Here is a 13,619-nt window from a genome sequence, read left to right on the forward strand (position 1 = left end):
CGGGGAACATCCCCGTTTTATTGCGGCGCAAGATACGATAGATTGTCGGCGCTGACTTTGGAATTCACAAATCACAAAAGTGGCCTTTGGCACGAACGAAACCATGCACTACGATTTGACCGACCTGCGCCTCTTCCTTAACGTGGGGGAGACCGAGAACCTGACGCGGGCGGCCGAACGCAGCTTCCTCTCCCTGCCCGCCGCCAGCACGCGCATCAAGCAGCTGGAGGAGGCGTTCCAGACCCAGTTGCTGATCCGGCAGGTAAAAGGCGTGCGCCTGACGCCGGCCGGCGATGCCCTGCTGCGCCACGCGCGCGAGGTGTTCCGCGAGCTGGAGTGCATGCATTCCGACTTGCGGCCCTACGCCAAGGGCGTGAAGGGGCGGGTCCGGCTACTGGCCAACACCACCGCCACCAACTCCTTCCTGGCCTCGGCGCTGTCGCGATTCCTGTCCGAGAACCCCGACGTCGATGTCGAATTGGAGGAGCACCTGTCCGCCGAGATCGTCTCGGCGATTGGCGCAGGCGCGGCCGACCTGGGCATCGTGGCCGGCGAGGTGGCCACCCAGGACCTGGACGCGATGCAGCTCTGCAGCGACGAACTGATCGTGATCGCCCCGGTCAACCATCCGCTGCCGGCGTTCAAGACGCTGCATTTCGCCGATCTGCTCGATAGCTGCCGCTTCGTCGGGCTGAACCAGTTCTCGGCGATCCAGTCCTTCCTGGACCGGATTGCCAACGGCATGGGCAAGCGCATCAGCCTGCGGATCCAGGTGGGCAGCTTCGACGCCGTGTGCCGGATGGTGGAAGCCGGCGCCGGCATCGCCATCGTGCCGAACAGCTGCGCGCGCCGCTACGCCAGCCGCAAGGTGCTGCGCTTCATCCGGCTGGAGGACGACTGGGCGCGCCGCGAACTGCGGCTCGTGCGCCGGCCCGGACGCGAACTGCCGCAGTTCGCGGAAACGTTGATCCAGTATCTGGTGGAAGCGGCGCGGGAGCCGGTCTAGCCGCCTCCCGCCGCCGCCCGCTGCCCCGGGGGGCAGTTCCGGGGTCAGTCAGCCTTCACCCCTGCTTCCTTGATGATCGGCGACCACTTGTCGATCTCCGCAGCCAGCCACGTGCGCAGCCCCTCGGGCGTCTGCTTGTCCGCCGGCACGATCACCGCGCCGAGTTCCTGGAGCCGCGCCACCACCGCCGGGTCCTTCAGGCCGGCACGCAGCGCGCCGTTGAGCTTGTCGATCACCGCCGGCGGCGTGCCCTTGGGCGCGTAGATGCCGTGCCAGACCTTGACCTCGAAGCCCTTCAGCCCGCCCTCGCGCAGCGTGGGGGTATTCGGCAGCGCGGGAATGCGCTCCGTCGTGGTCACGCCATACAGCTTCACCTTCTCCGCCTTGATATGCGGCAGCGTCTGCGTGGTCTGGTCGCAGAGCACATCCACCTGCCCGCCCAGCAGCGCCGTCAGCGCCGGCGCAGTGCCCTGGTACGGAATCGTCTGCAAGTCCACGCCGATGGCCTTCTGGAACAGCATGCCGCAAAGCTGCGACACCGCGCCCAGCCCGGCGTTCGCCAGGTTCACCTTGCTCTGGTTCTGCTTGATATAGGTAATCAGCTCCGGCAGCGTGTTGGGCGGCAGGTCGTGCCGGCCCAGCAGCGTCATGGGCACGTCCGCCACCTGGCCGACGAAGCTGAAGTCCGTCAGCGGCTTGTACGACAGCTTGGAGTACAGCGCCGGCGCCGTGGCCATGCCGTTGTGATGGATCAGGATCGTGTACCCGTCCGGCGCGGCCTTGGCCACGTAGGCGGCGGACACCGTGCCGCCCGCCCCGAGGCGGTTTTCCACCACCACGCTCTGGCCCAGCGACTTCGACATCGCCGCCGCCACCGAGCGCGCCACCACATCCGTAGGACCACCCGCCGCGAACGGCACCACCATGGTGATGGGCCGCGACGGATACGGGTCTGCCGCGTGGCTGCGTCCGGGCAGGGTCAGGGCCACGGCGGCGGCCATGCCAAGTGCAGCCCACAGCACGTTGCGGCAATGGTGGGCGATCACGGCGGACTTCGGCCTGGATGATTTCATACGGCGTCTCCTGGGTGCGCGTGTTGCACGCGTCTGGTTTGAGAATCGATGGCCGCAGCGTGGAAGCAATCGCCGCGCGGCACAATTCCGATTTGCCGAAGGCGGAGCACGGCGCCCGTGAAGTACAAGGGTTCCCCCTAATGGGTCTTCCTGATCCCCCGCCCCGGCCCGGCCAGATCTCCCAAACCCCCTGGCCCCGCCCCAAAGCCTCGCTTCGGCAAATCCGAATGTCCCCGGCGCGGCCCCTCGGGAATAATGGCCACACTTCGACACAGACGACATTGCCATGCTTCCCGAACAGGACCAAGACCAGATTTACCCGGAAATCCGCGAAGCCGTGCGCGACCTCTGCGCAGGCTTCGATTCCGCCTACTGGCAGCGGGTGGAGGAACAGAACGCATTTCCGGAGACCTTCGTCCAGGCGCTGACGCAGGCCGGCTGGCTCTCCGCGCTGATTCCCGAAGCCTACGGCGGCTCCGGCCTGCCGCTGACGGCGGCGTCGGTGATCATGGAGGAAATCAACCGCAGCGGCGGCAACTCGGGCGCCTGCCACGGCCAGATGTACGTCATGGGCTGCCTGCTGCGCCATGGCTCCGAGGCCCAGAAGCAGCGCTGGCTGCCGGGCATCGCCTCCGGCGAGCTGCGCATGCAGTCGATGGCCGTGACCGAGCCCACCACCGGCACGGACACCACCAAACTCAAGACCACCGCCGTGCGCCAGGGCGACAAATACATCGTCAACGGCCAGAAAGTGTGGATTTCGCGCGTGCAGCATTCCGACCTGATGCTGCTGCTGGCACGTACCACGCCGCTGGACCAGGTGAAGAAGAAGTCGGAGGGCCTGTCCGTGTTCGTGGTGGACCTGCGCGAGGCCATCGGCAAGGGCCTGACCGTCCAGCCGATCCGCAACATGGTCAACCACGAGACCAACGAGCTGTTCTTCGACAACCTGGAGATCCCCGCCGAGAACCTGATCGGCGAGGAAGGCCGCGGGCTCAAGTACATCCTCGATGGCCTGAACGCCGAGCGCATCCTGATTGCCGCCGAGTGCATCGGCGACGGCTACTGGTTCGTCGAGCGCGCCAGCAGCTATGCGCGCGAGCGCATCGTCTTCGACCGCCCCATCGGCCAGAATCAGGGCGTGCAGTTCCCCATCGCCCGCTCGTTCGTCAACGTGGAAGCAGCCAGCCTCATGCGCTACAAGGCCGCGCAGCTGTTCGACGCCGGCAAGCCGTGCGGCAAGGAGGCCAACATCGCCAAGCTGCTGGCCGCCGATGCCTCGTGGGAGGCCGCCAACGTCTGCCTGCAGACCCACGGCGGCTTTGGCTTCGCGGCCGAATACGACATCGAGCGCAAGTTCCGCGAGACGCGCCTGTACCAGGTGGCGCCGATCTCGACCAACCTGATCCTGTCCTACGTGGCCGAACACGTGCTGGACCTGCCCCGTTCCTACTGAGATTGCCGAGATTGCCATGTCCGACCATGCCGCACCGCAATACCCGACGCGCCAGCTTTGCGATTTCCTGGCCCGCCTGACGCTCGACGACATTCCCGCGCCGGTCATCGAGCGCACCAAGGACCTGTTTCTCGACTGGATGGCATCAGCCATCGCCGGCAAGGACGCGCCCGCCGTGCGCCGTATCCAGGAATTCGCCGCCGCCATGGGGCCGCAGGGCGGCGACGCCGAGGTCTTTGTCGATCGGCGCCGCACCTCGCCCTACTTCGCCGCGCTGATCAACGGCGCCTCGTCCCATGTGGTGGAACAGGACGATGTGCACAACGGCTCGGTGCTGCACCCGGCTGCCGTGGTGTTCCCGGCCGTGGTGGCCGCCGCGCAGGCCGAGGGCAAGACCGGCGCCGAGGTGCTGCTGGCCAGCATCGCCGGCTACGAGGCCGGCATCCGCATCGGCGAATTCATGGGCCGCTCGCACTACCGGGTCTTCCACACCACCGGCACGGTCGGCACGCTGGCCGCCGCCGCGGCGGTGGCCAAGCTGTTCGGGCTGGACGCAGAAGGCATCAACCAGGCGCTCGGCTCCGCCGGCACGCAGGCCGCCGGCCTGTGGGAATTCCTGCGCGATGCCGCCGACTCCAAGCAACTGCACACCGCCAAGGCCGCCGCCGATGGGCTTCAGTCGGCCTGGCTCGCCCGCGCGGGCTTCACCGGCGCCCGGCAGATCCTCGAAGGGGCGCAGGGCATGGCGGCCGGCATGTCGAGCGACGCCAACCCCGCCGCGCTGACCGATGGCCTGGGCACGCGCTGGGCCACGGCGGAAACCTCGTCCAAGTTCTTCGCCTCGTGCCGCCATACGCATCCCGCCGCTGACGCGCTCAAGGCGCTGATGCAGCGCGACGGCCTGCGCGCCAGCGACATCGCCGCCGTCACCGCCCACGTGCACCAGGGCGCCATCGACGTGCTCGGCCCCGTGGTGGACCCGCGCACCATCCATCAGGCCAAGTTCTCGATGGGCACCGTGCTCGGGCTGGTGGCCTGGTATGCCCACGCCGGGCTGGGCGAATTCGAGGAGCACGCGCTGCGCGACGCCGAGGTGGCCGCGTTCCGCGAGAAGGTCACCATGGAACTGGACGACGAGATCAACGCCGCCTATCCGCGCCAGTGGATTGGCCGCGTGACCGTGCGCACCACCGATGGCCGCACGCTCGGCGCCCGCGTGGACGTGCCCAAGGGTGACCCGGACAACACGCTGTCGCGCCCCGAACTGGAGGCCAAGGCGATCCAGCTGGGCGCGTTCCGGCACGGCGCCACGGAAGCCGAGATGCGCACCATCATCGCGCGCGTCTGGCAACTCGAACAGGCGGCGGACGTGCGCGACTGGCTGCCGCTCGCCCGCTGAGAGACACAGGACACGAGACACCCCATGACCCAGACCCCCACGCTCGAACAACTACGCGAATGGATCGGCCGCTCGGAGACGCGCACCGAGACGCTCGCGCCCGAACCGGTCCTCGCACTGGCCGCCACGCTGGATCTCGATGGCGAGGCCGTCGCCAGCCAGCCGCTGCCGCCGCTGTGGCACTGGCTCTACTTCCTGCCGCGCGCCCAGCAGCGCGATCTTGGCGCCGATGGCCATCCGGCGCTGGGCGGCTTCCTGCCGCCCGTGCCGCTGCCGCGCCGCATGTGGGCCGGCGGGGAACTGACGTTCTCGCGCGGCCTGCGCGTGGGCGACACGGTGACCAAGACCTCCACCATCACCGATGTCCAGCACAAATCCGGCCGCACCGGCGAACTCTGGTTCGTGACGGTAGAGCACGTGCTGACGGTGGACGGCGAGACCGCGCTGACCGAGCGGCACGACATCGTCTATCGCGCCATGCCCGAGCGCGGCGCCCCCCAGCCGCCGCGCCCGCGCCTTGTCATCCATCCCGACACGGCGCAGTTCGGCCGCACGCTGCGGGCCGGTCCGGTCATGCTGTTCCGCTTCTCGGCGCTGACGTTCAACGGGCACCGTATCCACTACGACCTGGACTATGTGCGTGAGGTGGAAGGCTATCCGGGGCTGATCGTCCACGGGCCCCTGCAGGCCATGCTGATGCTGGAACTGCTGCGGCACGCCCGGCCTGAGGCCCGGGTGGCGCGCTTCGGCTTCCGTGGCGTGGCGCCGCTGTTCCACCAGGACACGGTCAGCGTGGGCGGGCAGGACGACCCGGAGCGCGATGGCCGGGTCATCCTGTGGACCGGCGACGATGTCGGCGGCCAGGCCATGCAGGCCTGGGCCGAGGTGCGGCGCTGACGCCGGGCGCACCGCGTCAGCGCCGTCGTCACGCTCAGAGCGGATTCACCGCGTAGATGTACAGGATGGCGCCGTGCTCGCCCTCCTTGCTGTCGAACTTGAAGGCATTGCCGGACGAATTGCCACGGATGCAGAACGACACCGTGTCGTGGCCGCCGGCAATGGCCGTCTTGACCAGATCCGTGACATTGAAGAACCGGTACTGCTTGGCGGTATCCAGGTACAGCGTGGAGGAGGTGCCGCCGCAAGTCGGTGCGTTATGGTAGGTGATATGTTCCTCCTGCCAGGTGGTCGCGGTGCTGTGCGCACTGATGATGGCCGTGGCATCCACGCCGCCGCCCCAGATCAGCAGCCGATATTGCGGCGTGAACTCGGGCGGGATGTCCAGGGCGCCTTTCGGGATCGGCATCTTGATATAGATCTTCGATTCCGGTTCGCTGCCGACCGCGCGCTGGGAGAACAGCGATTCCCCGTCCCCGAAGTTGTCGTTTGCGGTATCGCCGCCCCGGACGGTAGCGTCCGCGGTGGGTCGGGTGAACTCATAAGCCACGGTGCGGGAGCAGGAACGGCTGAGGTTCATGCAGTAATCGACCATGTACTCCATCGCGTCTTCGGTCCAGCCATTGAAGAAATCGGCATGGGCCGTGTAGAGCGAGCCCCAGTTCAGGCTTTCCACGTTGCCGTGCTGGTCCAGCGTCGGGTCCATCGAGAGCTGCGCGTGGGTCAGGTCCGTCACGGCCCCGATCTGGTAGGCGAGATTGAAGCTCAGGTGCGGCAGCGGCACCGGATAGTCCTCCGGGCAGACCCCATTGGCATTGGCATAGGCGATATTGTTCCGGCCGCTACGGAACGGATGCATGTGCACGCCGTCCCAGCAGTTCGGAAACGCCAGCGCGATGTTCAGCTGGACGTTGCCGTTCCCGTCCGGTATGCAATCGTTCGGCGGCGTGCGGGTATAGCCCTTCTTCGACCCCGTGCAGAGGAAGTTGACCGCCACGCTGGGCCCCGTACCACGGTGATCGCCGGCCAGCATCTGCAGCCCGGGCGGAATCACCGTGACCCGCCGGTGCGAGGTCGCCGGGAAGGCCCGGTTCTGGTAATAGGTCTTGTGATACCCGGGCGCCACCACGCGCCCATCCGGCAGCTTCAGCGAAGGCGCCCAGTAGGACGTGTTGTCCGCCGCGTTCTCGCAGGTGGAGCTGTGCTCCGTGTACAGGTCTTCCGCCGTGGTGTTGCCGGTGGTGGTGGTATGGCCGAGGAAGTCATGCGACATCGCGATCCCCGGCTTGCCGGGGTAGATGATCGGATCGTCCGGCAGACGGTGCGAGAACGAGCAGCTGACGTTGGCGGCACCCTCGCCAATCGCCTCGCCGCGCGCACTCGGGGCGCCCAACCCATACGGCGGCCACCAGCAGGCCCCCGCAGAGCACCGCGATCGAGTAATACAGGCGACTTTTCATGATGGAACCCCCTCGCTGTGTGGATGCGAAGGATGTTCCCGCCACGATCCTTGCAGGACAATGGACGATGATGGGTCATCCCTCACCGCGTGCGGTGAGGGTTGTAGGTCAGAGCGCCGCCGCCGTGCCCAGCAGTGCGGTGGACTGGCTGGACAAGGTCCCGCCGTTGCCGTGCACGAGCGCGATCTCCGCCCCCGCCACCTGTCGTTCACCGCACTCGCCGCGCAGCTGCCGCACCGCCTCGATGGTGATGAACATGCCGTACATGCCCGGATGCACGCATGACAGGCCGCCGCCGTTGGTGTTCACGGGCAGCCGCCCGCCCGGGGCGATGGCCCCGCCGCTGACGAACGCCCCGCCCTCGCCCTTGGCGCAGAAGCCCAGGTCCTCAAGGAACAGGATCGTGTTGATCGTGAAGGCGTCGTAGAGTTCGAGCACGTCCACGTCGGACGGCTTGAGCCCCGCCATCGCGAACGCCCGGGCGCCGCTCTCCTGCGCCGCCGTCACCGTCACGTCCGGCATCGACGAGATCTGCCGGTGCCAGGTAGCCGTGGCGTTGCCGAGCACGTACACCGGCGGCTTGGCCAGCGACTTCGCGCGGTCGGCCCGCACCATCACATAGGCGCCGGCGCCATCGGTCACCAGGCAGCAGTCGCGCACCGAAAGGGGATCGGACACCATGCGGGCGCCCAGCACGTCCTCGATGGAGAGCGGGTCGCGCATCATCGCCTCGGGGTTCATCCGCGCCCACTGGCGCGCGGCCACGGCCACCTCGGCCAGCTGCGTGCGCGTGGTGCCGTACTGGTGCATGTGGCGCGCGGCGGCCAGCGCGTAGGAGGTGATCGGCGCCAGCGGCTGGTAGGGGTTCTCGTAGGGCTGCGGGTCCAGCACGGCGCGCACCTTGCCGATGCCGGCCCGGCCCACCGTGGACGTGCGCTGGTTGCTGCCGTAGCAGACCAGCACGGCGTCGCAGAGGCCGGCTTCCAGCGCCATCATGGCGGGCAGCATGTGCGAGACGAAGCTGGAGCCGCCGATCATGGTGCTGTCGACGAACTTCGGCTGGATGCCGAGGTACTCCGCCACCGGCATGACCCACATGGTGGCGCCGACGCTGGCCGTGGCGATGCCGTCGATGTCGCGCATCGACATGCCGGCATCCTTGACGGCCGCCTTGGCCGCCTCCACGAGGATTTCCATCTCGGTCCTGCCATGGGCTTCGCCGAGACCGGCCTGCCCCACGCCGACGATGGCCACGCTGCCGCGCAGCCGGGATCCGTGATTTGCCATGCTTCAGCCCTCCACAACCGGATCGAACACGACCAGGGCCGGTTCGGTGTCACTCTTTGCCGGCGCCACGCGCGCGGTCACGCGCATGCCGATGCGCACCTCGGCCGGGGCGATGCCCTCGACCCGGCTCATCATGCGCACGCCTTCGTCCAGGTCCACCAGCACCACGTTGTAGTCGCCACCCGCATCGGGCTTGCGGCGCACCACGCTGGTCGAGTAGACCGTGCCGGTGCCAGCGGGCGCGGTCCAGGCCAGCGCGTCGCCGCCGCAGTGCGGGCAGATATTGCGCGGATAGAAGACATGGCGATGGCAGTCCTGGCAAAGCTGGATGCGGAACTGGCCGGCGGCGAGCGCCTCGGCGTACTGCTTGTCCGGACCGGGATCGGTCACGGCAGGAATGGATTGCGGCATGGGGGCTCCGGGGATACGGGGATACGGGTCAGATCACCAGTTCGATCAGGAACGGGCCCCTGCGCTGGTTGGCCATCGCGAAGAGATCGGCAAAGGTCTCCATGTTGTCCGCGCGCGCGGCCTCCACGCCCATGCCGTTGGCCATCTTGACCCAGTCCAGGTCCGGGTTGCCGAGGTCGAGCATGTCGAGCGCGGTCTTGCCCGGGTTGGCGCCCACGCCGGCCAGCTCGCCCAGCAGGATCGCGTACTTGCGGTTGGCCAGCAGCACGATGGTGACGTCGAGCTTCTCGCGCGCCATGGTCCACAGCGATTGCAGCGTGTACATGCCCGAGCCATCAGCCTGCAGGGCCACCACGCGGCGGTCGGGCGCGGCGATGGCGGCGCCGGTGGCCAGCGGCAGGCCGGCGCCGATCGCGCCGCCGGTCAGTTGCAGCCAGTCATGCGGGGCGGCGTGCACGGTGCCCGGATAGAACGCGCGGCCAAAGCTCACGCTCTCTTCCACCACCACGGCCTGCTCCGGCAGCAGCGCGGCCAGCGTCTGCGCCACGGCCTCCGAGGTCACGGCGCCCTTGGCGGTCTCGCGCGGCACCTGTGTGGCGGCCGCCGGCAGGGCGGCGTTGCGGGCGCCCAGTTCGTCGGCGAGCCGGGCCAGCGCTTCGGCCAGATCTTCCTCGGCGCGGGCGAGCACGTGAATATTGGCGTCCTCGGGGTACGGGCGCGGCGACTGGCCCGGGTAGGCGAAGAAGGTCACCGGTGCCGGCGCGCCTACCAGGATCACGTTGCGGATGCCGGCGAGCTTGGCGCGGGCGGCATCGCCCGAATAGGGAATGCGGTCGATCGCCAGCCGGCCCCGGCCACGCGTGACGCGGGCGTTGGACATCGGCGTGATCAGGCGGGCGTCCGTGGCAGCGGCGATGCGGTGGGCGTCAGCCAGCGCGGCTTCGCGCAGCGCGCTGCCGGCCAGCACGATCAGCGTGGGCTGGCCGCTGCGCAGCACGCGCGCGGCGTTCTGCACGGCGTCCGGCGAGACCTTGGGCACCGGCAGCGCCGGCAGCGGCGCGGCCACCTGGCCGCCGGCATCCCAGCACACATCGGACGGCAGGATCAGGCTGGCGACACCGCCCGGCGCGCCGCGTGCGGCCTGCACTGCCACGGCGGCGTCAGCCCCCACCGAGGCGGCACGCGTGGCGGTGCGCGTCCACACGGACACCGGGCGCGCCCAGCCCTCGGTATCGGCGGTCAGCGGCGCATCGAACGGGCGGTGGTAGGTCGCCTGATCGCCAATGATGTTGACGATGGGCGTCTGCGCGCGCCGTGCGTTATGGAGATTCGCCAATCCATTGGCCAGCCCCGGGCCGCAGTGCAGCAGCGTGGCGGCCGGCTTGTCGGCCATGCGGGCGTAGCCGTCGGCGGCACCGGTCACCACCCCCTCGAACAAACCCAGCACGCAGCGCATGCCGGGAATGCGGTCCAGCGCGGCCACGAAGTGCATCTCGCTGGTGCCGGGGTTGGCGAAGCAGGTGTCCACGCCGCAGGCCAGCAGCGTCTTGACCAGGCTTTCCGCGCCGTTCATCGGGGATTGGGTCGTCTCCATGTCTCGGGTTCCGTTCGGGTTATGTATTGAGTGAGTCTGAGAAATATGCGGTATCAGCCACGTGATGCCAGCAGGTCGAAATCAAGGCAGACGAATTCCGTCGGGAACTCGATCCGCGCGTAGTACACGATCACGTCGTCCACACAGGCGAAGCGGCGCAACTCCGCCACCGGCGCGCCGACCGGCAGCTCCAGCGCCTTGGCCGCGTCGCCGCCGGCGGCCACGATGGACAGCCGCTGGCGTGCCGCCGAGACCTGCAGGCCGGGAAAGCGGTCCAGCACCGGCACCGAGGCGCCCTGGCGGAACGCTTCCGGCTCGCGCGCGAATACGGCCGCTTCGATATAGACCTCGCCCACCGCAAACGGCCGGCCGTCCAGCCGATGGGCGCGATGCAGGAAGTGATAGGCGGCGGCGCGGCGGCCGTCGCACGGCATGCCGAGGTCATCCGGCAGCGGCACGTCGGCGGTGGATTCGACGATGGCCTCGGTGGACAGGCGGTCTCCCACGGCCACGGCCTGATCCCAGCTTGTGGGCAGTGCCAGCGGGCGGCGGTCACGGCCCGCCGCCTTGACGAAGGTGCCGCGCCCGCGCGAGCGCGCGACCAGCCCTTCGGCATCCAGCTGGGAGATGGCGTGGTGCATCGTCATGCGCGCCACGCCATATTCGCGGCAAAGTGCTTCGAGTGACGGAATCTGCTCACCGGGCCGCCATGCGCCGCTCTCGATCTGCCGGCGGAAGATCGTGGCGAGCTGGAGATAGACAGGCTCGCGGCTGCGGGAAAGAAGTTGGGCGGCGGCGTCGGACATGCGCAGCGCGGGGGCGCACTAATAAGATAGGGCGACTTTATAAAAGTCTAGTTAGCTAGACTACTAGGGTTTACGGCAGAGCCCTTATCCAGAGCCGGTTTCGCGTGTGTTTACCCCTCCACGTCCCGCCCATGGCCACTGCCAAAGCCCCGCAGAATGCCTCCATGCCCCGCGCGACGCCGGGGCGGGCGTGGCTGCCGCTTTGCAGCCATCTAAAGGAGTCATTCCATGTTGATGCGAGACGTGATCCCGCAAGTGCTGAACCGCGGTACGGCCCTGCTTGGCCAGTACGTACTGGAGACCCCGCCTCAAAAGACCTTCCACCATGCCATCGACATCTATCTCAAGGATTCGAATGCGTTCATGAACACTTACTTCGCCCGGTACTTCGAATGGCAGGGCATCTGCCGCGAGCGCTGGTTCCACGAATGCATCCACGGCAACCTGCTGGCCGCCGGCGGCGTGTTCGTGACCAAACGCGCCCACCAGGAGTACGTGGAGGAAACCTTCCCGTTCCAGCGTGTGGACTGCTACCTGAACACCTTCCAGGTGCGCCAGTGCTCGGCTTACCTGCTGTTCCGCTTCTGCGTGGAGGGGCGGCCGGTGTCGCTGGGCTACCAGCAGATCGTGTTCGCGGGCCGGGACAAGCGCATCACGCGCTTCCCGAAGGAAATCATCGAAAAGGTGAAGGAGTACGAGCTGGTGCTGCCGCCGCTGACTAACTGATGGGTCGCGCGCCGCCGGGCTGGTTCAGCCGGTGGCGTGCGTGTGGAGGGGGCCGTCCGGCTGGTCTGGCTGCTCAGGCTGGTCGGGCTGCTCCGCCGTGGGGTGGAAGCGCGGCAGCCGCAGCGTGAAGGTAGTGTGCACCCCCGGCACGGACTCGCAGTCGATGCGCCCGCCAAACGCCTCGGCCACGCGGCGGCAGAAGGCCAGCCCGAGGCCGTTGCCGCTCCCGTGGGCCTTGGTCGAGAAAAACGGGTCGAAGATGCGCGGCAGCACATCGGCGGGAATGCCGGAGCCCGTATCGCGGCAGCGCAGCAGGTAGAAACCGCCCTCGGCCGCGCCCGAGATCTCGATCCCGCCCTCACCCTGCGCACGCACGGCGTAGAGGCCGTTTTTCAGCAGGTTGAACAGCACGTAGACCAGCAGTGTGTCCGAGCCCACGAAGCGCCAGCCGGCAGGCATCGGCGCCAGGCGCACGCGCTCGCGCTCGCCGGGCTGGAACGGGTAGCGCGCCAGCGCCGCGTCCACGCAGGCGGCCAGCCCGTGTGGGGCAAAGCTGCGCCGGTCCACGCGCTCCAGCGTGACGGAGGCCAGCGCCATGTCGATGACCGTGCTGGTGCCGTCCACCTCGCGCGTGATGCCCTCCACCACCGTGGCCATGCGCTCAAGCTGCCCCGGCCGCAGGCGGTCTTCGATCAGCCCGTGCGCCACGGCAAGCCGGTAGCCCTCGATGACCTGCGGGAAGGTCCGCGCCATCTCCTGCGCCTGCATGCGGATGGTGGCCAGCGGCGTGCGCACCTCGTGCGCCACCGTAGCCGCCAGCGAGTACGGGTGCATGAGGTTGTAGCGCACCACAGTCACGGCGAGGATGCCCAGGCTCAGCGCGATGCACACCACGCCCGGCGGATAGAACGCGTAGCCGTAGTTGACCGCATAGTCGACTGCCGCCAGCGAATAGAGGCCCAGGCTCAGCAGGCACAGGTTGAAGCGGCGGCGGCGCTCCACGGTGGCATTGGCGCGCGCCGCCCAGAGCAGCCATGCGCACCGGCACGCCAGCACCGCGGTCTGCGCCACATGCAGCGGATGCAGCGGCCCGGCCTTCGGATAATCGCCAAAAAACAGGGTGTAGTAGCCGGACACCACCTGGCTCGTGGTCAGCAGCAGCACGGCGAGGATCAGGCTCAGGCCGTACGAGGCCAGCACGGCGGGCCGCTCGCGGCGGCACTCGGTGACCTCGCAGATGAACTGGTAGAACGTGGTCGGCAGGAACAGGATGAAGAGGTAGCCGACCTTGGCCAGCACCACCGCCACGTCCGGGTGCGCGGCCTGGAACAGGAACGCCCAGGTGCCCTGCCACGCGAAAGTGGTCACGCACATCAGGAAGAACGCAGCCGACACGCGTGTCACGCCCTGGGTCACGAGCACATAAAGCCCATACCCAAGGAAGATCGCGGAAACGAAGGCGGGAAGGATCGCGTACATGCACAGCCGCGATGCGCGCGGCGCA

At 68.2% G+C, this 13,619-nt stretch carries 12 protein-coding genes; 5 read left to right on the forward strand and 7 right to left on the reverse strand.

Going from position 1 to position 13,619, the window contains the following annotated elements; translation table 11 throughout:
- Positions 1-103: 103 nt before the first annotated feature.
- Positions 104-1,006 (forward strand): LysR substrate-binding domain-containing protein, encoded by a 903-nt coding sequence (locus tag AB4120_RS16095; protein ID WP_149138232.1) that lies wholly within the window; start codon positions 104-106, stop codon positions 1,004-1,006.
- Positions 1,007-1,050: 44 nt separating this feature from the next.
- Here the strand turns inward: AB4120_RS16095 and AB4120_RS16100 are convergent, their stop codons facing one another.
- The gene (locus AB4120_RS16100; protein WP_149138233.1) at positions 1,051-2,079 is read right to left on the reverse strand and encodes a tripartite tricarboxylate transporter substrate binding protein BugD; all 1,029 of its coding nucleotides are present in this window, start codon (positions 2,077-2,079) and stop codon (positions 1,051-1,053) included.
- A gap of 286 nt (positions 2,080-2,365) precedes the next feature.
- On the opposite strand from AB4120_RS16100, the gene AB4120_RS16105 reads away from it, so the two are divergent.
- From AB4120_RS16105 to AB4120_RS16115, 3 genes are read left to right on the forward strand one after another with little or no spacing between them, the layout of a single operon-like run.
- The gene (locus tag AB4120_RS16105; protein ID WP_144197786.1) at positions 2,366-3,535 is read left to right on the forward strand and encodes an acyl-CoA dehydrogenase family protein; all 1,170 of its coding nucleotides are present in this window, start codon (positions 2,366-2,368) and stop codon (positions 3,533-3,535) included.
- 16 nt (positions 3,536-3,551) lie between these two features.
- The gene (locus AB4120_RS16110) at positions 3,552-4,934 is read left to right on the forward strand and encodes an MmgE/PrpD family protein (RefSeq protein WP_441642572.1); all 1,383 of its coding nucleotides are present in this window, start codon (positions 3,552-3,554) and stop codon (positions 4,932-4,934) included.
- Positions 4,935-4,958: 24 nt separating this feature from the next.
- On the forward strand, positions 4,959-5,831 hold the full coding sequence (locus AB4120_RS16115; RefSeq protein WP_149138235.1) for an FAS1-like dehydratase domain-containing protein: 873 nt from the start codon (positions 4,959-4,961) through the stop codon (positions 5,829-5,831).
- 34 nt (positions 5,832-5,865) lie between these two features.
- Here the strand turns inward: AB4120_RS16115 and AB4120_RS16120 are convergent, their stop codons facing one another.
- The 5 genes from AB4120_RS16120 to AB4120_RS16140 form a co-directional block, all read right to left on the reverse strand.
- Positions 5,866-7,224: a DUF1996 domain-containing protein gene (locus AB4120_RS16120; protein ID WP_149138236.1), complete on the reverse strand. Its 1,359-nt coding sequence runs from the start codon at positions 7,222-7,224 to the stop codon at positions 5,866-5,868.
- Positions 7,225-7,399: 175 nt separating this feature from the next.
- Positions 7,400-8,578 (reverse strand): thiolase, encoded by a 1,179-nt coding sequence (locus AB4120_RS16125; protein WP_149138237.1) that lies wholly within the window; start codon positions 8,576-8,578, stop codon positions 7,400-7,402.
- 3 nt (positions 8,579-8,581) lie between these two features.
- Positions 8,582-8,989 (reverse strand): Zn-ribbon domain-containing OB-fold protein, encoded by a 408-nt coding sequence (locus tag AB4120_RS16130; RefSeq protein WP_149138238.1) that lies wholly within the window; start codon positions 8,987-8,989, stop codon positions 8,582-8,584.
- Between the two features lie 28 nt (positions 8,990-9,017).
- Positions 9,018-10,562: an acetolactate synthase large subunit gene (locus AB4120_RS16135; protein ID WP_149139303.1), complete on the reverse strand. Its 1,545-nt coding sequence runs from the start codon at positions 10,560-10,562 to the stop codon at positions 9,018-9,020.
- A gap of 74 nt (positions 10,563-10,636) precedes the next feature.
- Entirely contained in the window at positions 10,637-11,389 is a 753-nt protein-coding gene (locus AB4120_RS16140) for a GntR family transcriptional regulator (protein WP_144197780.1), read from the reverse strand.
- A 228-nt stretch (positions 11,390-11,617) separates the two neighbouring features.
- Here AB4120_RS16140 and AB4120_RS16145 point away from each other — a divergent pair, with 228 nt between their 5' ends.
- Positions 11,618-12,115 carry an acyl-CoA thioesterase gene (locus AB4120_RS16145; protein WP_144197779.1) on the forward strand — a complete coding sequence of 166 codons (498 nt, stop codon included), beginning with the start codon at positions 11,618-11,620 and terminating at the stop codon, positions 12,113-12,115.
- 24 nt (positions 12,116-12,139) lie between these two features.
- On the opposite strand, the gene AB4120_RS16150 is transcribed toward AB4120_RS16145, so the two are convergent.
- The gene (locus AB4120_RS16150) at positions 12,140-13,594 is read right to left on the reverse strand and encodes a sensor histidine kinase (protein ID WP_149138239.1); all 1,455 of its coding nucleotides are present in this window, start codon (positions 13,592-13,594) and stop codon (positions 12,140-12,142) included.
- Positions 13,595-13,619 lie beyond the last annotated feature (25 nt).

It is taken from the genome of Cupriavidus sp. 2KB_3 (genome assembly GCF_052115685.1).
In the GTDB taxonomy this organism is placed as follows: Bacteria; Pseudomonadota; Gammaproteobacteria; order Burkholderiales; family Burkholderiaceae; genus Cupriavidus; species Cupriavidus campinensis.

Bases quoted from the DNA above. Each gene is read 5' to 3' on its own strand.
- AB4120_RS16100 (WP_149138233.1), bottom strand. From the start codon at position 2,079: ATGAAATCATCCAGGCCGAAGTCCGCCGTGATCGCCCACCATTGCCGC.
- AB4120_RS16150 (WP_149138239.1), bottom strand. From the start codon at position 13,594: ATGTACGCGATCCTTCCCGCCTTCGTTTCCGCGATCTTCCTTGGGTAT.
- AB4120_RS16110 (WP_441642572.1), top strand. From the start codon at position 3,552: ATGTCCGACCATGCCGCACCGCAATACCCGACGCGCCAGCTTTGCGAT.
- AB4120_RS16115 (WP_149138235.1), top strand. From the start codon at position 4,959: ATGACCCAGACCCCCACGCTCGAACAACTACGCGAATGGATCGGCCGC.
- AB4120_RS16105 (WP_144197786.1), top strand. From the start codon at position 2,366: ATGCTTCCCGAACAGGACCAAGACCAGATTTACCCGGAAATCCGCGAA.
- AB4120_RS16125 (WP_149138237.1), bottom strand. From the start codon at position 8,578: ATGGCAAATCACGGATCCCGGCTGCGCGGCAGCGTGGCCATCGTCGGC.
- AB4120_RS16135 (WP_149139303.1), bottom strand. From the start codon at position 10,562: ATGAACGGCGCGGAAAGCCTGGTCAAGACGCTGCTGGCCTGCGGCGTG.
- AB4120_RS16095 (WP_149138232.1), top strand. From the start codon at position 104: ATGCACTACGATTTGACCGACCTGCGCCTCTTCCTTAACGTGGGGGAG.
- AB4120_RS16140 (WP_144197780.1), bottom strand. From the start codon at position 11,389: ATGTCCGACGCCGCCGCCCAACTTCTTTCCCGCAGCCGCGAGCCTGTC.
- AB4120_RS16145 (WP_144197779.1), top strand. From the start codon at position 11,618: ATGTTGATGCGAGACGTGATCCCGCAAGTGCTGAACCGCGGTACGGCC.
- AB4120_RS16130 (WP_149138238.1), bottom strand. From the start codon at position 8,989: ATGCCGCAATCCATTCCTGCCGTGACCGATCCCGGTCCGGACAAGCAG.